Source organism: Rhodococcus sp. LMD, assembly GCF_056108245.1.
In genome coordinates this window covers 1240741-1259425 of the sequence record NZ_CM148557.1, presented here as the reverse complement: position 1 = coordinate 1259425, position 18685 = coordinate 1240741, and the positions used below count along the sequence as shown (strand labels likewise).

Annotated in this window: 22 protein-coding genes and 1 tRNA gene; 11 read left to right on the top strand and 12 right to left on the bottom strand. The window is 72.0% G+C overall.

The window, feature by feature from the left end:
• Positions 1 to 7: 7 nt before the first annotated feature.
• Positions 8 to 1516 (top strand): dolichyl-phosphate-mannose--protein mannosyltransferase, encoded by a 1509-nt coding sequence (locus tag ACWPQI_RS05945; protein ID WP_174557556.1) that lies wholly within the window; start codon positions 8 to 10, stop codon positions 1514 to 1516.
• On the opposite strand, the gene ACWPQI_RS05940 is transcribed toward ACWPQI_RS05945, so the two are convergent.
• Together ACWPQI_RS05940 and ACWPQI_RS05935 are read right to left on the bottom strand one after the other, a co-directional pair.
• A complete protein-coding gene (locus tag ACWPQI_RS05940) occupies positions 1467 to 2027 on the bottom strand; it encodes an SAM-dependent methyltransferase (RefSeq protein WP_017679471.1) in 561 nt (186 codons plus the stop codon). The genes ACWPQI_RS05945 and ACWPQI_RS05940 overlap by 50 nt on opposite strands.
• A gap of 36 nt (positions 2028 to 2063) precedes the next feature.
• The gene (locus ACWPQI_RS05935; protein ID WP_017679470.1) at positions 2064 to 2426 is read right to left on the bottom strand and encodes a GntR family transcriptional regulator; all 363 of its coding nucleotides are present in this window, start codon (positions 2424 to 2426) and stop codon (positions 2064 to 2066) included.
• A gap of 114 nt (positions 2427 to 2540) precedes the next feature.
• Here ACWPQI_RS05935 and arsC point away from each other — a divergent pair, with 114 nt between their 5' ends.
• On the top strand, positions 2541 to 2888 hold the full coding sequence (gene arsC / locus ACWPQI_RS05930) for an arsenate reductase (glutaredoxin) (RefSeq protein ID WP_026137470.1): 348 nt from the start codon (positions 2541 to 2543) through the stop codon (positions 2886 to 2888).
• On the opposite strand, the gene arcA is transcribed toward arsC, so the two are convergent.
• Positions 2885 to 4117 carry an arginine deiminase gene (gene arcA, locus ACWPQI_RS05925; RefSeq protein ID WP_140188369.1) on the bottom strand — a complete coding sequence of 411 codons (1233 nt, stop codon included), beginning with the start codon at positions 4115 to 4117 and terminating at the stop codon, positions 2885 to 2887. The two genes, arsC and arcA, sit on opposite strands and share 4 nt — an antisense overlap.
• Positions 4118 to 4232: 115 nt before the next feature.
• Here arcA and ACWPQI_RS05920 point away from each other — a divergent pair, with 115 nt between their 5' ends.
• Entirely contained in the window at positions 4233 to 4700 is a 468-nt protein-coding gene (locus tag ACWPQI_RS05920) for a heme-binding beta-barrel domain-containing protein (RefSeq protein WP_010592996.1), read from the top strand.
• 3 nt (positions 4701 to 4703) lie between these two features.
• Here ACWPQI_RS05920 and ACWPQI_RS05915 read toward each other — a convergent pair whose 3' ends face one another.
• Complete coding sequence (locus tag ACWPQI_RS05915) at positions 4704 to 5321, bottom strand: response regulator (RefSeq protein ID WP_010592997.1); 618 nt, start codon at positions 5319 to 5321, stop codon at positions 4704 to 4706.
• A complete protein-coding gene (locus ACWPQI_RS05910) occupies positions 5318 to 6499 on the bottom strand; it encodes a sensor histidine kinase (protein WP_051009366.1) in 1182 nt (393 codons plus the stop codon). The genes ACWPQI_RS05915 and ACWPQI_RS05910 overlap by 4 nt, the downstream gene beginning before the upstream one ends.
• 112 nt (positions 6500 to 6611) lie before the next feature.
• On the opposite strand from ACWPQI_RS05910, the gene ACWPQI_RS05905 reads away from it, so the two are divergent.
• Positions 6612 to 7682, top strand: a complete 1071-nt coding sequence (locus ACWPQI_RS05905; RefSeq protein WP_010592999.1) for an ABC transporter permease — start codon at positions 6612 to 6614, stop codon at positions 7680 to 7682.
• 35 nt (positions 7683 to 7717) lie between these two features.
• On the top strand, positions 7718 to 8380 hold the full coding sequence (locus ACWPQI_RS05900; protein WP_010593000.1) for an ABC transporter ATP-binding protein: 663 nt from the start codon (positions 7718 to 7720) through the stop codon (positions 8378 to 8380).
• A gap of 3 nt (positions 8381 to 8383) precedes the next feature.
• On the opposite strand, the gene ACWPQI_RS05895 is transcribed toward ACWPQI_RS05900, so the two are convergent.
• From ACWPQI_RS05895 to ACWPQI_RS05885, 3 genes are all read right to left on the bottom strand, one after another.
• On the bottom strand, positions 8384 to 9244 hold the full coding sequence (locus ACWPQI_RS05895; RefSeq protein ID WP_010593001.1) for an SDR family oxidoreductase: 861 nt from the start codon (positions 9242 to 9244) through the stop codon (positions 8384 to 8386).
• 112 nt (positions 9245 to 9356) lie between these two features.
• Entirely contained in the window at positions 9357 to 9500 is a 144-nt protein-coding gene (locus ACWPQI_RS05890) for a hypothetical protein (RefSeq protein ID WP_155621893.1), read from the bottom strand.
• 110 nt (positions 9501 to 9610) lie between these two features.
• Positions 9611 to 9686: transfer RNA gene (locus ACWPQI_RS05885), tRNA-Ala, on the bottom strand.
• Positions 9687 to 9785: 99 nt separating this feature from the next.
• On the opposite strand from ACWPQI_RS05885, the gene ACWPQI_RS05880 reads away from it, so the two are divergent.
• Complete coding sequence (locus ACWPQI_RS05880) at positions 9786 to 11435, top strand: LuxR C-terminal-related transcriptional regulator (protein ID WP_474738691.1); 1650 nt, start codon at positions 9786 to 9788, stop codon at positions 11433 to 11435.
• Positions 11432 to 12223, top strand: a complete 792-nt coding sequence (locus tag ACWPQI_RS05875; protein ID WP_407040678.1) for a class I SAM-dependent methyltransferase — start codon at positions 11432 to 11434, stop codon at positions 12221 to 12223. The genes ACWPQI_RS05880 and ACWPQI_RS05875 overlap by 4 nt, the downstream gene beginning before the upstream one ends.
• 22 nt (positions 12224 to 12245) lie before the next feature.
• Here ACWPQI_RS05875 and sepX read toward each other — a convergent pair whose 3' ends face one another.
• The 4 genes from sepX to ACWPQI_RS05855 all read right to left on the bottom strand — a co-directional run bounded on the left by sepX (position 12246) and on the right by ACWPQI_RS05855 (position 16158).
• On the bottom strand, positions 12246 to 13094 hold the full coding sequence (sepX, locus tag ACWPQI_RS05870; RefSeq protein ID WP_010593004.1) for a divisome protein SepX/GlpR: 849 nt from the start codon (positions 13092 to 13094) through the stop codon (positions 12246 to 12248).
• A 225-nt stretch (positions 13095 to 13319) separates the two neighbouring features.
• Positions 13320 to 13955, bottom strand: coding sequence for a GNAT family N-acetyltransferase (locus tag ACWPQI_RS05865; RefSeq protein ID WP_010593005.1), 636 nt, complete (start codon positions 13953 to 13955; stop codon positions 13320 to 13322).
• Entirely contained in the window at positions 13955 to 15214 is a 1260-nt protein-coding gene (gene glp, locus ACWPQI_RS05860) for a molybdotransferase-like divisome protein Glp (protein ID WP_010593006.1), read from the bottom strand. The genes ACWPQI_RS05865 and glp overlap by 1 nt, the downstream gene beginning before the upstream one ends.
• 32 nt (positions 15215 to 15246) lie before the next feature.
• Complete coding sequence (locus ACWPQI_RS05855) at positions 15247 to 16158, bottom strand: UTP--glucose-1-phosphate uridylyltransferase (RefSeq protein ID WP_003937797.1); 912 nt, start codon at positions 16156 to 16158, stop codon at positions 15247 to 15249.
• A gap of 61 nt (positions 16159 to 16219) precedes the next feature.
• On the opposite strand from ACWPQI_RS05855, the gene ACWPQI_RS05850 reads away from it, so the two are divergent.
• The 4 genes from ACWPQI_RS05850 (at position 16220) to mscL (ending at position 18602) form a co-directional block, all read left to right on the top strand.
• Positions 16220 to 16825: a 5-formyltetrahydrofolate cyclo-ligase gene (locus ACWPQI_RS05850; RefSeq protein ID WP_017679460.1), complete on the top strand. Its 606-nt coding sequence runs from the start codon at positions 16220 to 16222 to the stop codon at positions 16823 to 16825.
• 69 nt (positions 16826 to 16894) lie between these two features.
• Positions 16895 to 17218: an FmdB family zinc ribbon protein gene (locus tag ACWPQI_RS05845; protein ID WP_102030900.1), complete on the top strand. Its 324-nt coding sequence runs from the start codon at positions 16895 to 16897 to the stop codon at positions 17216 to 17218.
• 97 nt (positions 17219 to 17315) lie between these two features.
• Positions 17316 to 18005 carry an RcpC/CpaB family pilus assembly protein gene (locus ACWPQI_RS05840; protein WP_017679458.1) on the top strand — a complete coding sequence of 230 codons (690 nt, stop codon included), beginning with the start codon at positions 17316 to 17318 and terminating at the stop codon, positions 18003 to 18005.
• A 165-nt stretch (positions 18006 to 18170) separates the two neighbouring features.
• Positions 18171 to 18602: a large-conductance mechanosensitive channel protein MscL gene (gene mscL / locus ACWPQI_RS05835; protein ID WP_040274436.1), complete on the top strand. Its 432-nt coding sequence runs from the start codon at positions 18171 to 18173 to the stop codon at positions 18600 to 18602.
• Positions 18603 to 18685 lie beyond the last annotated feature (83 nt).

The window sequence follows — 18685 nt, the reverse complement described above, 5'->3', positions numbered from 1 at the left end:
TCGCCGGATGCACAGCCCGGGTCCGACGGTGCCGGCATCGGATTTCGGTCCGGTCGACCGCGGCCGGGGCTGGGTGGTGACGCTGTTCGTCACCGCGATCGCGGCGATCACCCGGTTCACGATGCTGCACTACCCCACCGACGCGAAGACACCGGTGTTCGACGAGAAGCACTACGCCCCGCAGGGCTGGCAGGTGCTCACCGGCGGCGGGATCGAGGACAACCCCGGCTACGGCCTCGTCGTGCACCCACCGGTGGGCAAGCAGCTCATCGCGCTCGGCGAGGCGTTGTTCGGTTACAACGGGTGGGGATGGCGGTTCTCGGCCGCCGTCGCCGGGACGTTGCTGGTCCTGCTGGTGGTGCGGATCGTGCGGCGGTTGACCCGCTCGACCCTGCTCGGCGGTCTGGCCGGGATTCTCCTGATCGCCGACGGCGTCACCTTCGTCTCGTCGCGCCTCGGGATGCTGGACATCTTCCTGGCGCTGTTCGCGGTCGCCGCGTTCGGGTGCCTGATCGTCGACCGGGACGAGGTGCGGGCGCGGATGGCGCGCGTGCACGCCGAGGGACGCATCGCCGACACGGTGTGGGGTCCCCGGCTGGGCGTGCGGTGGTGGCGGTTCGGGGCCGGTGTGCTGCTGGGCCTGGCGGTGGGCACGAAGTGGTCGGGGCTGTATCTGATCGCGTTCTTCGGGTTGATGTCGGTGGCGTTCGACGTCGCCGCGCGCCGCGCCTACGGCGTGCGACGACCGTGGCTCGGGACCGGTCTGCGTGACGTCGGCCCGGCCCTCTACGCGCTCGTGGTGGTGCCGCTGGCCGTGTATCTGGCGACGTTCTGGGCGTGGTTCGCGGGCGAGACCGGGGTGTACCGGCATGCGGTGGGCCGGCAGATCGGCACGGACGGGGCGTTCTCGTTCGTGCCGGACGCGCTGCGCTCGCTGTGGTACTACAGCGCCTCCGTGCTCGAGTTCCACTCGGGTCTGACGAACTCGGCCGGCAACGTGCATCCGTGGGAGTCCAAGCCGTGGACGTGGCCGATGGGGTTGCGTCCGATGCTGTACTACTTCGCCGACGGCGAGCAGATCCGTGGGTGCGGCGGTGAGCAGTGCGTCAAGGCCGTCATGCTGGTGGGCACCCCGGCGATGTGGTGGCTGGCACTGCCGATGCTCGTGTGGGGCGGATGGCAACTGCTGGTGCGGCGGGACTGGCGGTGGGCCGCGGTGCTCACCGGGTACGCGGCGACGTTGCTGCCGTGGTTCGCCACGCTCGACCGGCAGATGTACTACTTCTACGCGGTTCCGCTCGCGCCGTTCCTGGTCATGGGGCTGACACTGGTGCTCGGCGACGTGCTCGGATCGCCGCGGGCCTCGACCGAGCGGCGGTCGACCGGTCTGCTGGTCGTGTGCCTCTACGTCGGCCTGGTGGTGGCGAACTTCGTGTGGCTGTGGCCGATCCTGACGGCCGCGCCGATCACCGTGGAGACGTGGCACCAGCAGCTGTGGCTGCCGAGCTGGCGGTGACGTCCGCGGGCGCGGCCCGCACGCCGACGGTCCGGCCGCCCTCGACGATGTCGACGATCGCGTAACCGCAGCGCGAGAGCAGCGCGCTGATCCGCATCGACACCGGTCCGACGGCCAGCCCCGGAGGGGGTTCGTCGAACACCCACAGCTCGCCGGTGGGTCGCAACAGCGACGCGACAGCCGTCGGCGCGGCGGGGTCGTCGCTGCGGAAACTGGGGACGTTGACGGCGAAGACGAGATCGAACGACCCCGGCAGGTCGACGCCGGGGAACTCGCCGACACGCAGTTCGGCGAGCCCGGCGTCGAGGCCGTCCCGGATGCGGCGACGCGCCCGGTCGATCTGCGTCGCCGAGCGGTCCACCCCCACGACGCAGCCGCGGCGGCGCAGCCGCTCGCACACGAGCGCGAGCGCGACGCCCCCTCCGCAGCCGATCTCGAGCACGTCGCTGCCCGGTTGCGGATCCATGGCCTCGACCGCGAACGCGATGCGCGCCGGCACGGTGCCACTCATGGGAAACTCCTCGTTGACGGGTGGGTGTCGGTGGTTTCAGGCGCCGCGCAGCGCCGCGACGACGAACTCGAGCACCTCGTCGTCGGACATGCCGAGGGTGCGCAGTTCGCGGACGTAGCCGGTGGCGGCGCGCTGGGCGAGCGTGCGGGTCGGGTCACCGGAATCCGCGACGAACGTGCCCGCCCGGCCCCGCGTCTCGATGATGCCGAGTTGCTCGAGCTCACGGTAGGTCTTGGCCACGGTGTTCGGGGCGATGCCGAGGTGTTCGGCCAGCCCGCGGACGGTGGGCAGCTTGGTGCCGGCGATCAGTTCGTCGCGCCGCACCATCGTGACGATCCGCTGGCGCAACTGCTCGTACGGTGGGACCGGCGAGCCGGGGTCGATGACGATGTCGAGCATCGGGGCGTCCTCAGGTGGGCTGATGGTGCGTCGAGGCTAACAGTGCCGGCCGACCGTTCCCGAATGCGCCGCGGCACCCCCGCACTCGCCCGTGCCGCACGGCAGAATGTGGCCATGGCAACGACCGCGACGATCTACCACAACCCCCGGTGCAGCACGTCCCGCAACACCCTGAAGGTGTTGCAGGAGGCGGGCCTCGAACCGACCGTCGTCAAGTACCTCGAGACCCCGCCGTCGCGCGACGGGCTGCGCAAGCTGCTCGACGACGCCGGCCTGGTCCCGAGCCAGGCGATCCGGCGGAAGGAGTCGCTGTTCGGCGAGCTGAACCTGGCGGACGCCTCCGAGGACGAGTTGCTCGACGCGATGGTGGCCCATCCGATCCTCATCGAGCGCCCGATCGTGGTCACCGACAAGGGCACCGTCCTGGCCCGGCCCGTCGAGAAGGTGCGCGAGATCCTCTAGGTCCCCGCCTCGCCCGCGGTCGGTCGGCCGCGGGCGAGCGGGCAGGACATGCAGCGGGGCCCGCCGCGTCCGGAGCCCAGCTCGGACCCGGCGATGCGCAGCACCTCGATGCCCGCGTCCTCGAGGCGCGTGTTGGTCTCGAGGTTGCGTTCGTAGGCCACCACCACGCCGGGCGCGAGGGCCAGGGTGTTGTTGCCGTCGTCCCACTGTTCCCGTTCGGCGACGACCGGATCGAGGCCGGTGTCAATGACGCGGAGCTTCTCGATACCCATCGCGTCGGCGGCCGCCTCGAGGAACCCGCGCGGCCCACTGATCCGGACGTCACCGTTCTCCCGGCGGAGAGTGAAGGCCTGCAACGTCTCCCGCACCGCCGGGTACATCACCACGGCATCGACGTCCACCATCGTGCACACGGTGTCCAGATGCATCGAGGCCCGCTGCTGCGCGATCGGCACCGCCAGCACGGTGTGCGCGAGACCGTCCTCGAAGACGCTCCGGGCCAGCGCTTCCGCACCCGCCGGGGTCGTGCGCTCCCCCACGCCCACGGCCACGACGCCCGGAGCGAGCAGCAGCACGTCCCCGCCCTCGACCGGCGCGGTGTGCGATTCGTAGGCCCGCCGCACCCCCAGGAACCGCGGGTGGAACGCGTAGATCAGGTCGGTGAGCGCCGCCTCCCGGCGCCGGGCCGGCAGGGCCAGGGTGGGGATCGCGACCCGGGGACCGACCCAGAACGACGAGTCGCGGGTGAACAGCAGGTTCGGCAGCGGCTCGATCACGAAGTCGGCACCGTGGTGCATCAACCGCACCAGCGACGGCGCGGCCCCGAGTCCCGCGGCGGGCAGTTCGTCGAACGTCATGCCCGCGACGAGGACGCGGGTGAGGTCCGCGGCGGACATCGCGCGCAGGTGGGCGGCGAGTTCGTGCGCCAGCCCGTGCCCGAGCCGGCGCGGGTCCACCGCGGACGACACCCCCTGGACGCGGGCGGCGCCGCTGACCTCGAGGGTCTCGGTGAGCAGGTCGGACAGGAGCAGCACCTCCACGCCCCGCCCCCGCAGCAGCTCGACGAACGCGTCGTGTTCCTCCTGCGCCCGCGCCACCCAGGGCAGCGCGTCGAACAGCAACTGGTCGTTGTTGCGGGGAGTCAGGCGTTCGAGTTCCGCGCCCGGCCGGTGCATGAGCACCGCTTTCAGCGCCCCCACCTCGGAGTCCACACCCAGCGCAGCGTTCATGGAATAGACCGTAATGCCGCGGGCCGCCTCACGGTGCGCCGAAACTCCCCGAACCCGACCCGGCGTCCATCCGCGGTGGCAGGATCGGCGGTGCCCGACGACCGAGGAGACATTCATGACCGACACCGACCCGCTCGGTGACCTCGCCGACTTCGCCGGCCGCTGGGTGGGCGGCGGCGAAGGCCACTACCCCACCATCGAGGACTTCACCTACGACGAGACCATCGACTTCACCGCCGTCCCGGGGAAGCCGTTCCTGATGTACGTCAGCCGCACGAAGAACCCCGGCACCGGTCAGCCCATGCACACCGAGAACGGCTACCTCCGTCTCGCCGACCACGACGTGGAGCTGCTGGTCTCCCAGCCGACCGGATTCGTCGAGATCCAGCGCTCCCGGCTCACCCAGGGCGTCCTCGACTTCACGCCCGTCCACCTCGAGCGCTCTCCGCACGCCAAGCCGGTGCACGAGCTGCGGCGGCGGTTCGTACTCGACGGCGACGACCTGTCCTACGACCTGTGGATGGCGCACGCGCAGACCCCGCTCACGCACCATCTGCACGCGACGCTGCGACGCGCCGGCTGACCCTCAGAGCAGGCCGCGCTCGCGTGCCGCGGCGACCGCCGCGGTGCGCGAGTCCACACCCAGCTTCGAGAACGCGTGCACCAGATGGGACTTGACGGTGGCTTCGCTCACGAACAGTTCCTTGGCGACGGCCCGGTTGGACAGGCCGCGCGCCACCGCGGCGAGCACCTCGATCTCGCGGGCGCTCAGCTCCACCCGGGGTGTCTGCATGCTGCGGTAGAGACGTTGCGCCACACCGGGATCCAGCACGGTTTCGCCCCGCGCCGCCCGGGTCACCGCGTCGACGAGCACGGCGGGGTCGGCGTCCTTGAGCAGGTAGCCGGCCGCCCCCGCCTCGACTGCGCGCAGGATGTCGGAGTCGGTGTCGTACGTGGTCAGCACCAGCACCTTCGGCGGATCCGGCGCGGCCGCGAGTTCGGCCGTCGCGTCCGCCCCGTCCATCCCGGGTCCGAGCCGCAGGTCCATCAGCACCACGTCCGGGCGGTGCGCGGCGCTCTGGGCGACGGCCTCCCGCCCGGACGCGGCCTCGGCCACCACCTCGAGGCCGGGCTCCGACGCGAGCAGCGCGCGCAGGCCCGCCCGCACGACGGGATGGTCGTCGACGAGCAGCACCCGGATCACGGCAGCATCCGCACGGGCAGCGTTGCGGCCACGGCGGTTCCGTCGCCGGGCGCCGACTCGACGACGACCGCGCCGCCGAGTTCGGCGAGCCGATCCCGCATGGCGGTGAGCCCGAAGCCCCCGCCCGAACCGGCCGCGTCGACGTCGAAACCGGCTCCGTCGTCGACCACGTCGAGCCGGACCTCGTCCGGGGCGTAGGCGAGGGTCACCCGCACGCGGCGGGCCCGCGCATGCAGCCGGACGTTCGCCAGCGCGCTCTGCGCCACCCGCAGCAACGCCACGTCGAATCCCGTGGGCAGCGGCAGCGGTTCACCGTCCACGCGCAGTTCGGCGTCGATGCCGGTGTCGCCGCGCAACCGGTCCAGGACGCGGCCGAGGGCTGCCGCCAGCGGCGCGTCGTCGAGGTCGGACGGACGCAGCTTGTCCACGACCCGGCGGGCCTCGACGAGATTGCGCCGCGCGGTCTCCTCGATCCGGCCGAGCAGCGCCGCGGTGTCGCCGCCGGTCCGCAACCCGGCGCGGGCGAGCAGCAGGATCGACGAGAAGCCCTGGGCCAGCGTGTCGTGGATGTCGCGGGCGAGGCGGGCCCGTTCGGCGGTGGCGCCGGTCTCCCGCTGCAACCGCACCAGCTCGTCCTGGGCGTCGAGCAGTTCGCGGTGCGCCGCGGTGAGTTCGGTGAGCAGCGCGTCGCGTTGCTCCGCGTCGCGCACGAGCTGGCGGTAGATCAGGGCCGTGCCGGACGCCACGAGCGCCCCGAACAGGGGCCCGAGCACGGCGGCCGTCGGGTTGGCGGTGCCGTGCCCGATGCTCGCGGCGATCGCGACCGCCGTCAGTGCCGCGGTCGCCGCGATCGCGGCGACCGTGGGCAGCAGATGGAAGCACAGGAAGAACAGCGCGAAGGCGAGCCACACGAAATCCGGCGCGAGCAGCACCAGCGCCAGCCACCCGGCCAGCAGCACCGCCAGCCAGATTCCGCCGCGGGATCCGCGCCGGGCGAACCACAGCCCCGAGACGTACCAGGCGAATTCGGCGCCCGCGAGGACCAGCACCCCCGCCGAGCCGGCACCGCGCAGTGCCCCGACCAGCAGCAGCAGCACGAACAGCGCGTGCTGGCCCAGCTGCATCGCACGCAGCACCGGGACCGTCCCCTCGGGAGGGTGCGGTCGGGCGGTCTGCATTGCACCGACGCTAACACCGCCGACCACGCCGCCGCCTCCTACTTTCGATTGATCCGCGAACCCATCCGCCGAGCGATGCGCGGGCACCGTCGCGCCGGGCACGGTGGAACTCATGTTCCTCGCACTGCGCGATCTGCGCTTCGCCACGGGGCGCTTCGCCGTCATGACGGCGGTGCTCGTCCTGATTTCGTTCCTCGTCGTCATGCTCTCCGGCCTCACCGCGGGCCTGGGCAACCAGTCGATCGCCGCGATCCGCGGCATCGGCGCCGAGCACTTCGCCCTCGACGGCGGCGGCACCGATCCGTCCGACGTGTCGTTCGGCGAGTCCACCGTCACCGACTCGCAACGCGCCGCACTCGCCGCGCAGCCCGGTGTGGCCGACACCGCCGTGCTCGGGGTCGCGCCCGGCCGCGTCGGGTCGGGCGGACGCGAGGTGGCGGCGGCCCTGTTCGGGGTCGCTCCCGGGTCCTTCGCGGCACCGGCAGGCCTGCGCCCGGCGACGGCGGCCGTCGACGCGCAACTCGCCGCAGACAACGGCTGGTCGCCGGGCACGATCCTGACCGTCGGCGGCCGGGAGGTCACCGTCGCCGCCCTCGTCGAGGACTCCTACTACAGCCATCAGCCCGTCGTGTGGCTCGACCTCGGCACCTGGCGCGACCTGCCCGCGACGGCCGGCGCCGACGGGACGGTGATCGCGCTGCGGACCGGACCCGGGTTCGACGCGCCCACGGTCGCGACCGCGACCGGCACGAGCGTGCTCGACACCTCCGCGACCCTGGACACCATCGGGTCGTACACCTCCGAACGCGGGTCGCTGCTGCTGATGCAGGCCATGCTGCTCGTCGTCGGCGCCCTCGTCGTGGGGGCGTTCTTCACGGTGTGGACCGTCCAGCGCAGCCGGGACATCGCGGTGCTGCGCGCGATCGGTGCCTCCACCTCCTACCTGCTGCGCGACGCCCTCGGACAGGCCGCCGTGGTGCTCGTGCTCGGAACCGGGCTGGGCACCGTCGCCGCCACCGCCGCCGGGGCGGCCGCCGCCACCGTCGTTCCGTTCACGCTGAGCGCGGCCACGACCGTCCTGCCGTTCGTCGCGCTGGTCGGGATCGGCCTCCTCGGTGCCGCGGCGGCCGTCGCCCGCATCGGCTCCGTCGACCCGCTGACCGCGCTCGCCGCGGCCCACTGAGCTGTTCGAGAGATCCGTTCGAGAAAGGCACCACCATGAGCGTGCGGCTCACCGACATCGTCCTCACCTATCCCGACGGAGACGCCACCCTGCGCGTCCTCGACGGCCTGAACTTCCACGCCGAGGCCGGCGAGACGGTCGCCGTCACCGGCCCGTCCGGATCCGGCAAGTCGAGCCTGCTCGCCGTCGCGGGACTGCTCACCGTGCCCGATTCCGGCCGAGTGGTCCTCGACGGCGTGGACACCACGGATCTCGACGCGGCGACGCGGACCCGGCTGCGGCGGGACCGGATCGGCTTCGTGTTCCAGCAGGCGAACCTGCTGCCCTCGCTGACCGCTACGGAGCAGCTCGCGCTGGTCGCGCACCTGAGCGGGCGCCGGATCGACCGGGCCCGCGCCCGCGACCTGCTCGCGGCGGTGGGGCTGACGCAGCAGGCCGACCGCCGTCCCCACCAGCTCTCCGGCGGGCAGCGGCAGCGGGTCGCGATCGCCCGCAGTCTCGTCAACGATCCTGCGGTCCTGCTGGTCGACGAACCGACGTCGGCGCTGGACGCCGACCGCAGCCGCGAGATCGTCGAACTGCTCGAACGCACGGCGCGCGAGCGCGACGTCGCCGTCGTGATGGTCACGCACGATCGGGAAGCGCTGCGGGCGGGAACGCGGTTACGCGAGTTCGCCCTCGACAAGACCTCGGCCTGAGCGTCACCGGCGGGTGCGGACGGCCTCGAGGGTGCGGGAGAAGTAGTTGTTGGCCAGTTGCATCACCACGTTGTACGGCGGGGCGAACTTGCGGGCCCACCAGTAGCCGAAACGCACGTCGAACGACGTGTACACCAGGAAGCGGTTCTTCCGGATCCCGGCGAGGATGCACCCGGCGACCTTCTCCGGCGACGCGGCGTGCCGCTCGAACCGGGCGGTGAGCTTGCGGGCGGCCGGATGGTCGCGGTCCACGCCGACGATCTGCACGGAGTTCACCAGCGGGGTGCGGACCGCACCGGGCACGACGAGCGAGACCCCGATGCGATGCCGGTGCAGGTCGAACCGCAGCACCTCGGACACGCCGCGCAGACCGAACTTGCTCGCGCTGTACGCCGCGTGCCACGGCAGGGCCAGCAGTCCCGCCGCGGAGGAGACGTTGACGAGATGCCCACCGCGGCCGGCCTCGATCATCGGCGGCACGAAGTTCTCGATGACGTGGATCGGGCCCATGAGGTTGACGTCGACCATCTGCTTCCAGTGCCGGTGCTCGAGCGCGTCGACCGTGCCCCACACCGACGTTCCGGCGACGTTGGCGACGACGTCGAGGGCCCCGGCGCGCTCGTGGACGTCGGCGGCGAAGGCGGTGACGGCGTCGTAGTCGGAGACGTCGAGCGCCGCGGCGTGCAGCACCGAGCCCCCACGTTCGCGCACGGTGCGGACCGTGTCGTCGAGACCGTCGGCGGCGAGGTCGGTGAGCACCAGTTCGGCGCCCTCCGCGGCGGCGGCCAGGGCCAGTGCCCGGCCGATACCGCTGGCCGCTCCGGTCACGAGGAACTTCCTGTCCCGCAGGTCCTTGATCGCCATGCCCGCCCCCGCTCTCGTCGTCTGCGGGCCACCTTAGCGCGACGTCGACCGCCGCGGCGCCGCGCAGGTGCCGTGGTGCAAGGAGCGTTCGTCCTCCCGTCCGCGGGGTGAGTCAGAGGCGCTGGGCCATTTCCTCCTGGTACTTGCGGATCGTCTCCTCGATGCCGTCGGCGTCGGCGTCGCGGCCTTCGCTGCGGGCGCTGTCGGCACGTTCGCGGAGCACTCGAATAGCGCGCCGCAACTCGTCGTCACTCATCCTGTGTTCCATGTCACACAGTCTCCCCGACCGCGCGGCTGTTCGGCCCGCAATCGGCGGCACGACATCGACGACGAAAGGCGCCTCCCGGCCCGGGAGACGCCCTTCGGTGGTGGAGCTGAGGGGAATCGAACCCCTGACCTCTTCGATGCGAACGAAGCGCGCTACCAACTGCGCCACAGCCCCGCGGGTTCCGTTCGGAACCGCCCGCAAACTGTAGCAAACGTGCGCGCCGGAGACGAAATTGAGGTATCGGCACAGGTCACGGCGGCGGACAATCGACCTGTGGATGCAGTGCGCCTACGTGGGGACCAGGCCCTGCGGGAGGGTCGGTGGGCCGCCGCGCTGGCCGACCTGACGTCGGTGGCGGCCGCGACCGACGATCCGGCGGCGTGGCTCGGCATCGGCGAGGCGTCGTGGTGGCTCGGGCGCCTCGACGACAGCGTCGCCGCCTGTCGCAGGGCCTACACGACGGCTCTCCGGAGCGGCGACCGGGAGAGCGCGGTTCGCTGCGCGGCGTGGCTGAGCATCAGCTACACGTCCGATTTCGGCAATCGGTCGGCGGCCCACGGTTGGGTCCGCCGGGCGCAGCGACTGCTGCCCGAGGGGGCACCGGGCGCGTTGCACGCCCTGGTGTGGGTGGCACACGCCCACCGCCTGCTCCCGGACGCCGCGGCGGCCGCGCCGTGGGTGGCGCGCGCCCTGGACGCCGCACGCCGATGCGGCGACCGGGATCTCGAACTGGTGGCACTCGCCCAGTCCGGACACGTGGCTGTGGCCCGGGGCGACCTGGAACCCGGATTCGCGCTGCTGGACGAGGCCGCGGCGGCCGCCCTGGGCGATGCGGACCGCCGATTCGACACCGTCGTGTTCGTCTGCTGCGACATGCTCGGCGCGTGTGCGCTCGCCGGCGACACCCGTCGCGCCGGCGAGTGGTGCCGCGTCGCCGAGGACTTCACCTCCCGCCGGGGGTGCCCCTTCCTGTACGTCGAGTGCCGCACCCTCTACGGGGCACTGCTGCTCACCGCGGGCCGCTGGGCGGAGGCGGACCGTCTGCTGACGGCGGTGCTCACGCTCGACGAGAAGGTCTGCCCCGCTGTCCACGCGCGCGCCGTCGCGGCCCTCGCCACGCTCCGGGTCCGGCAGGGGCGGCTCGACGAGGCCCGGGCGATGCTGGACCGATCCCCCCGCCCGACCGCGGAGTTGGACACCGCCCGCGCCGAGGTCGCCCTCGCCGACGGTGACCCCGCAACCGCCCGGCGGCTGCTCGAACGTCGCGGCACCACGTCCCTGCTGTGCGCCCGGGCCCAGGCGGCCACGGGCGACCTGGACGCGGCGACGGCCACCGCGGCGGCGCTCGACCCCGACGGTCCCGAGGCGGTGGAGGCGGCGGGGCTGACCGCCGCGGCGCGGGGCCGCGTGGTGGCCGCAGTCGATGCCTTCGAGACGGCCGCTGCTCGCTGGGCGGACCGCGCGGCGCCGTTCGAGGCGGCCCGCTGCCTGCTCGAACTGGCCGAATCGGCGATGAACGACGACCCCACCCTCGCGGCCGCACGGGGGCGAACGGCGGTGACGATCTTCCGGGAACTCGGAGCCGTCGCCGCCGCGGACCGCTCCGCGGCCCTGTTGCGGCGTCTCGGGGTGCGCGGCCCCGGCATCCGCGCCACCGCTCGCACCGCCCCGGGCCTCGACAGCGGCCTCACCGCCCGCGAACGCGAGGTGCTGGACCTGCTCGCGGTGGGCCTGACGAATCCGGAGATCGCCGGCCGGCTGTTCGTCTCCCGCAAGACGGTGGCGCACCACGTGAGCCACATCCTCCGCAAGCTCGGCGTGCGGAACCGCTCGGAGGCCGCCGCGTATGCCGCCGCCCACCCGGAAGATGGGTCACCTGCCCGATGCGCCGCACCCGGGCGCGGCGCCACCCTCGGGACATGACGAACACGACCGAGAACTTCGGGATTTCACCGGCGGCCGCGGAGGTGTACGAGTCACGCTTCGTACCCGCGCTCTTCGCGCAGTGGGCGCCACGGCTGCTGGACCAGGCTGCGATCACGACGGGCACACGGGTGCTGGACGTGGCATGCGGAACCGGGATCGTCGCGCGCGTGGCCGCCGACCGGGTAGGGCCGTCGGGCCGGGTCGTCGGTGTCGATGTCAGCGAGGCCATGCTGGCGGTGGCACGCCGGATGTGTCCCGACGTCGAATGGCGCCGGGGTGACGCCGGCGCGCTGCCGTTCGCGGACGGTTCGTTCGATGCGGCGCTGTGCCAGATGGCGCTGATGTTCTTTCCCGATCGTGCCCGGGCGCTGCGCGAGATGCGACGCGTGGCGACGGCGGTGGTCGCCGTGTGTGTGCCGGCCGCGTTGGACGAGCAGCCGGCCTACCGGGACTTCGTCGACGTCGCGGTCCGGCACGCCGGCCCGCCCGCGGCGTCTCTCCTGGGCACCTACTGGAGTTGTGGGGACCGCGACGAACTGCGGGGATGGTTCCGCGACGCCGGACTCACCGTCGATCGGTTCACCACGCACACCGGAAGCGCGCGGTTCCCGTCCGTGGATGCGATGGTGGCGACCGAGGTCGAGGGCAGCCCGTTGATCGAACGGATCGACGCCGGCACGTACGAGGCGATCACCTCGGAGGCCCGATCGGTGCTGGCCCGGTTCACCGACCCGGACGGCTCGGTGTCGGCGCCTCTCGTGGCACACATCGTCACCGGGCGCTGAATACTCCCGAGCGGACCGACGGCTACTCGCCGGATGCCCGGCGCACCGGGTAGTCGTCGGCGTCGTAGCGGGGTTCGTACGCCTCGTAGGCGGGTTCGTCGTCCGCGTAGCGGTCCAGGTGCTCGAACACCGGGTCCTCGTCGTCGGCCTCGAGCACGACCGCGCCGGGACGGCGCAGCCGCGCCGGGACGAGACGTAACTCGTCGTCGCTGTGCGACTCGACGCCCAGGCGCGAGCGGTTCAGGCGGGCCATGCGACGACGACGGATCTCCTGTTCGACGCGCACCTGACGACGAAGGTAGACGAGGTAGCCCGCGAGGGCGGCCGTCGCGACCGCGCACAGCCACCACAGCGCCGACGAGACGACGAGGGCGAGGGCGGCGGTCATGATCGCTGCGAACAGCAGGCCGAGCACGGTGCGCTGCCGGAACTCGTAGCGCGCGGCGCGGGCCATGGCGTCGGCCTGGGGATCGAATCCGCCGCGTCCGCGGCGCTGAGGCACGAACTCCCGGGCGGGAGCACGTTCGGGACGGTCGTCGAAGTCGGTGTCGTGGTCGGTGTCGAGCTGTGTGTCCATGCGGTCCTCCGCTGGGTGGCGGTGTCTGCGGTCGTCCACCGTGCGGACGCGACCGGAGTCGTCGCCGGCAGTGGGACGGGCGGAATCCCGACTCGGACGCCAGTGGGGATCGCGGCGATGACCTGCGGCCGGCCCGCGCGGGGCGAGTGGCTCGTCGTCACCTCGGTGCAGAACCCGGGTTGCGAGTGCGGCGTCGGTCGTCTGACGGATACGGGGGCGCTTCGTGACCAGCATCGGCACCAGAACGAACAACCACACGGCGACCAACCCGATCCACAGGAGCGAGTTCGGCATTCGGCGGCCCTCCTCCCAGTCGTCGCCTACCAGTCCGTCGACGCCACTGACCCCGTCAGGTTAGCGGCCCCGAGGCCGTCACCAGGACAGAAACGCCGACTCAGATGACTACAGCTGTCACACGAGTCACGCGAACCATGTGGCACTCTCTTCACTCTAGTCACACGCATATACCCACGTGTGGGTATTACTACGCATCGCTACACGTAATCTGCGTTACAGCCGTCAGGCCCAGCCGGCCCGGCCGCCCCGGATCAGCACGTCGGACACGCTGCCGGGTACCTCCTCGACCGTCATGGCGACCAGCAGATGGTCGCGGAAGCGCCCGTCGACGTCGAGGTAGCGCCGCAGCAGGCCCTCCTCGCGGAAACCCACATTGCGCAGCACCGCGCGGCTCGCGACGTTCTCCGGCCGCACCGTGGCCTCGACCCGGTGCAACCCGGCCGGGCCGAAGCAGTGGTCCAACCCGAGCGCCACCGCGGCCGTGGCCACACCCAGGCCGTTGACGTGCTTGGCCACCCAGTAGCCGATCCACGCCGACCGCAGCGCACCGCGCACGACGTTGCCCACGGTGATCTGTCCACAGAACTCCCCGTCGAGCTCGATCGCCATCGGCAGCATGTGACCCCGGCGGGCCTCCGCCCGCAGGCTGCGGTACAGCCCGGGCCACACCGTGATGTGATGGCGCATCTCCCAGGGCACGTCCCCGGTGGGCTCCCACGGCTCGAGGTGCGCCCGGTCCCGGATCCGCAGCCGGCTCCACACCGCCGCGTCGCGCAACCGGATCGGCCGCACCGTGACCAGTCCACCGGCAACCCGCAGCGGACCCAGCTCCGCCGGCCATCCCGGATGACGGCTCATCAGCCGCGCTGTCCGAGGAAGGCGACGTCCACCGGATCGCCGGTGCGCACCTCGGTCACCTCCGGATCGATCAGCACCAGACAGTTCGCCTCGGCCAGCGTCGCCAGCAGGTGCGACGACGCGCCCGCCGCACCACCGAGCGCCTGGACCATGTACTCGCCCGTCGCCTCGTCGCGCATCAGCTGCCCCCGCAGGAATCCCTTGCGATCCGGGATCGAGGTGATCGGCGTGACGGTGCGGGCCGTGACGACGCGTCGCATCGGCTGCCGGCGCCCGAGCGCGATACGGATCAGCGGCCGCACCATCACCTCGAACACGACCAGCGCGCTGACCGGATTCCCCGGGAGCAGGAAGGTGGGCACCTCGTCGCGGCCGAGCTGGCCGAATCCCTGCACCGAGCCGGGGTGCATCGCCACCCGCTCCACCTCGAGCTTGCCGAGGTCGGCCAGCGCCTCGCGCACCTCCTCGAGCGCACCACCGCCGACGGCTCCCGCGACCACGACGATCTCGGACCGGATCAGCTGGCCCTCGACCACCTCCCGCAGGCGCTTCGGGTCGGTGCTGGCGATCCCCACGCGGTTGACGTCCGCGCCTGCGTCGCGGGCGGCCGCCGCCAGGGCGTACGAGTTGACGTCGTACACCTGGCCGGGACCCGGGGTGCGGTCCACGTCCACGAGCTCGCCGCCGACGGAGATCACCGACAGCCGGGGACGCGGATGGACCAGCACCTTGTCGCGGCCGACCGCCGCGAGCAGACCGACCTGGGCGGCGCCGATGATCGTGCCGGCCCGGACCGCGACATCGCCGGGCTGGACGTCGTCGCCCGCCCGGCGGACGTACTCACCCGACCGGACGGGACGCAGGACCTTGATACGCGCGCGGCCACCGTCGGTGCGGTCGAGCGGAAGGACGGCGTCGGCGAGGGTCGGCAGCGGCGCCCCGGTGTCCACCCGCACCGCCTGCCGCGGCTGCAGCCGGATCGGCTGACGCGACCCGGCCGAGACCTCGCCCACCACGGGCAGCGTCAACTCGATCGGTTCGCCGTCGTCGCCGATCGCATCGGTGCCCGCACCCTGGACGTCGACGCTGCGCACCGCGTAGCCGTCGATCGCGGCCTGATCGAAGCCGGGCAGGGGCCGCTCGGTGACGACCTCCTCCGCACAGAGCAGGCCCTGCGCCTCGGAGATGGCGACCCGGACCGGCCGGGGCGCCACCGCTGCCGCCGTGACCCTGGCCTGTTGATCCTCGACCGACCGCATACCGCTTCTCGTCCTCCCGACCTGTCGCGCCGTCAGTGCTTCAGGCGCTCGACGAGCCACTCCCGCAGGGAGGGGCCGTACTCCTCGCTGTTCAACGCAGAGTCAACCGCAGCGCGCAGATAGCCGCCGGGATTTCCGAGGTCGTGTCGAGTGCCCCGATGGACCACCACGTGCACGGGGTGACCCTCCTCGATGAGCAGGGCGATTGCGTCGGTGAGCTGCAGTTCACCGCCCGCACCGGGAGTGATCCGGCGCAGCGCGTCGAAGATCGCCCGATCGAGCAGATAGCGCCCGGCGGCGGCGAACGTGGACGGCGCATTCTCGGGCGCCGGCTTCTCGACCATGCCCACGACCTTCAGCACGTCCGGGTTCACGGCGTCGGGCACCTCTTCGACGTCGAAGACACCGTAGGCGCTCACCTGGTCCTTGGGCACGTCGATCGCGCACAGCACCGTGCCGCCGCGCTTGGCCCGCACCCGCTGCATGGTCTCGAGGACTCCGCGCGGCAACACGAGGTCGTCCGGCAGGAGGACGGCGACGGAGTCCTCGTCGGGATCGAGGGCGGCCTCGGCGCACGCGACGGCGTGCCCGAGTCCGAGCGGCTGCTCCTGCACCACCGACTCCACCTCGAGCAGCCCCGGCGCCTTGCGGACCTTCTCGAGCAGGTGGTACTTGCCGCTCTCCTTCAGTTTCGACTCGAGGACCAGGTCCTCGACGAAATGCGCGACGACGCCGTCCTTGCCCGGCGCCGTCACGATCACCAGTCGCTCGGCACCCGAGTCCGCGGCCTCCCCCGCCACGAGCTCGATTCCCGGCGTGTCCACCACCGGGAGGAGTTCCTTCGGCACGGTCTTGGTCGCGGGCAGAAAGCGCGTACCGAGGCCGGCCGCGGGAACCACTGCCGTGCGGAAGTGGCCCGCTGCACCGGTCGCATTGTTCGTCATAGATCCCACCCTAACTTTCGGCTACCACCCGGTAGATAGGTCAGATCCTAAGGTGACGGGTATGAGCGCACTCTCCAAGTCACAATGGCGGGCCCGAATCGTTGCCGCGCGACGGGCCCGTGACGACGAGGAGCGCCGCGGGGAGGACGCCGCCCTCGCCGCGGCGGCACGGTCCCTGGCCCCCGACCGGGCGACGGTGTGCGCCTACGTCCCGGTCGGGTCCGAGCCCGGCGCGCTGTCCCTGCTCGACGCGCTCTGCGAGGCCGGAAACCGGGTGCTGCTGCCGCTCACCCGGGCGGACAGCACCCTGGACTGGGCGCAGTACACCGGGGCCGGTGGGCTCGCACCGGCCGGGTACGGACTGCTCGAACCCACCGGGCCGGCCCTGGGACCGGAGGAGGTGCGCCGCGCGCACACCGTGCTGGTGCCGGCGCTCGCAGTGGACGAGCGCGGCGTGCGACTCGGCCGCGGGGCCGGCTTCTACGATCGGACGCTGCATCTGGCGGCCGCCGACACCGTCCTCGTGGCAGTGGTCCGGGACGAGGAACTCGTACCGGAACTGCCCGAGGATCCCCACGACATCCGGATGGGCTGGGCCCTGACGCCCGGCCGCGGCCTGGTGCCGCTGAACGGGTCGGCCGGGACGGGGAATAGGGAACCCCAGTAGCGATGTTGGCACTGTCGGCTGTAGAGTGCTAACGCTGCGGTCGCCAACCAACTCGCGGAGGATCCACCGGTGCCCACTTACTCCTATGCCTGTACGTCCTGCGACAACCGTTTCGACATCGTGCAGTCGTTCACCGACGACGCCCTGACGGAATGCAACGAGTGCTCGGGCAAGCTGCGCAAGCTGTTCAATTCGGTCGGCATCGTCTTCAAGGGCAGCGGCTTCTACCGCACCGATTCCCGCAGCGGCGGCAGCACCGCCAGCGAGCCGGCGAAGTCCGACTCGTCGCCGGCCGCATCGTCGAGCACGTCGTCGTCGGGCACGTCGTCGTCGAGCAGCTCGTCCTCCAGCACGTCGTCGAGCACCGCGGCTCCGGCCGCAGCCGCGAGCTGACACCGTTCATCCACAAGCGGACGATTCATCCACAGTCCGCCCCTGATCGGCGCTTCGACGGGCCGGCGGGTACGACCGAACCCCTAGGGTTCGGGCCATGCCCGCCGGCCCGTTCTCGTTCCTGCCCCTGCGCAATCCGCTCGACCCCACCCTGGCCGACCGGCTCACGGCGCTGACGCGACCCGGCTGGGCGCGCACCGTCGCCGTGCGCCGCGCGATCGCGGCCGGTCTCGTCGGGGTCGCGGCGGTCTCCGCCGTCACCGGCGGCGCGTCGGACGACCGGACCCGCACGGTCGTCGCCGCCCGCGACCTGCGGCCCGGGCAGACCCTCACCGTCGACGACGTCACCGTCGTCGAGCGCGACGCGTCCCAGCTCCCGTCCGGGGCCCTCACCGATCCCGCCGAGGCCCTCGGTCACACCCTGGCCGGACCGGTGCCCGCCGGCGAAGTCCTCGTCGGGGTGCGGATGCTCGGGCCGCGCCTCGCGGCGGCCACCACCGGCGACAGCGCGGCCCGCGTGGTGCCGGTCCGCCTGGCCGACCCCGGCGTCGGGGATCTGCTCCGCGAAGGCGACCTCGTCGACGTCCTCACCGTCGCCGAGGCCTCTGCCCCGTCGGCACCGGAGGTACGGGTGCTGGCGACGGGGGCGACGGTCGTGCTGGCTCAGGGAACGGACGAGACGAACAACCGCGGAGAGAAGGTGGTGCTGCTCGCGCTGCCGCCCGAGCCGGCGACAGCCGTGGCCGCGGCCTCACTCGTCAGCGCACTGACGGTGACCTTGCACTGAGCGGGACGGTGACCTTGCACTGGGCCGGACAGTGACCTTGCACCGGGCCGGACAGTCACCTTGCACTGGGCCGGACGACGTCTCGTATTTCGGTCTGAGCCGCACACCTGCTGGTTTATGGTGCGACTGCGAGCACGACGACAACACCTGTCAAGGAGACGCACCATGCTGAAGGGCTTCAAGGATTTCCTGCTCCGCGGAAACGTGCTCGACCTCGCCGTCGCGGTCGTCATCGGCACCGCGTTCACGGCCATCGTCACCGCCTTCACCAGCAACATCATCGAACCGCTCATCGCGGCGATCGGCGGTGACAACGAGATGGGCTGGGGCGTCCAGATCCTGCCCGACAACCCCGAGACCTTCCTCAACTTCGGCGCTGTGGTGTCGGCGATCATCAACTTCCTCATCATCGCCGCCGTCGTCTACTTCGTGCTGATCGTCCCGGCGAACGTCGCCAAGAAGAAGTTCGCCACCGAGAAGGACGACACCAAGGCGAGCGCCGAAGACCTGCTCATCCAGATCCGCGACATCCTCGAGCTGCAGGCCGGCCAGAGCGGCGCACACGCCAAGCCCAGCCTCGAGGAGCGGGAGCGGTAGGCACGGCCACCCCGCTGCACCGAAAAAGGTTGGGCCCGCTCGGAATTCCGAGCGGGCCCAACCCGTTTCAGCCTGTGGCCGGA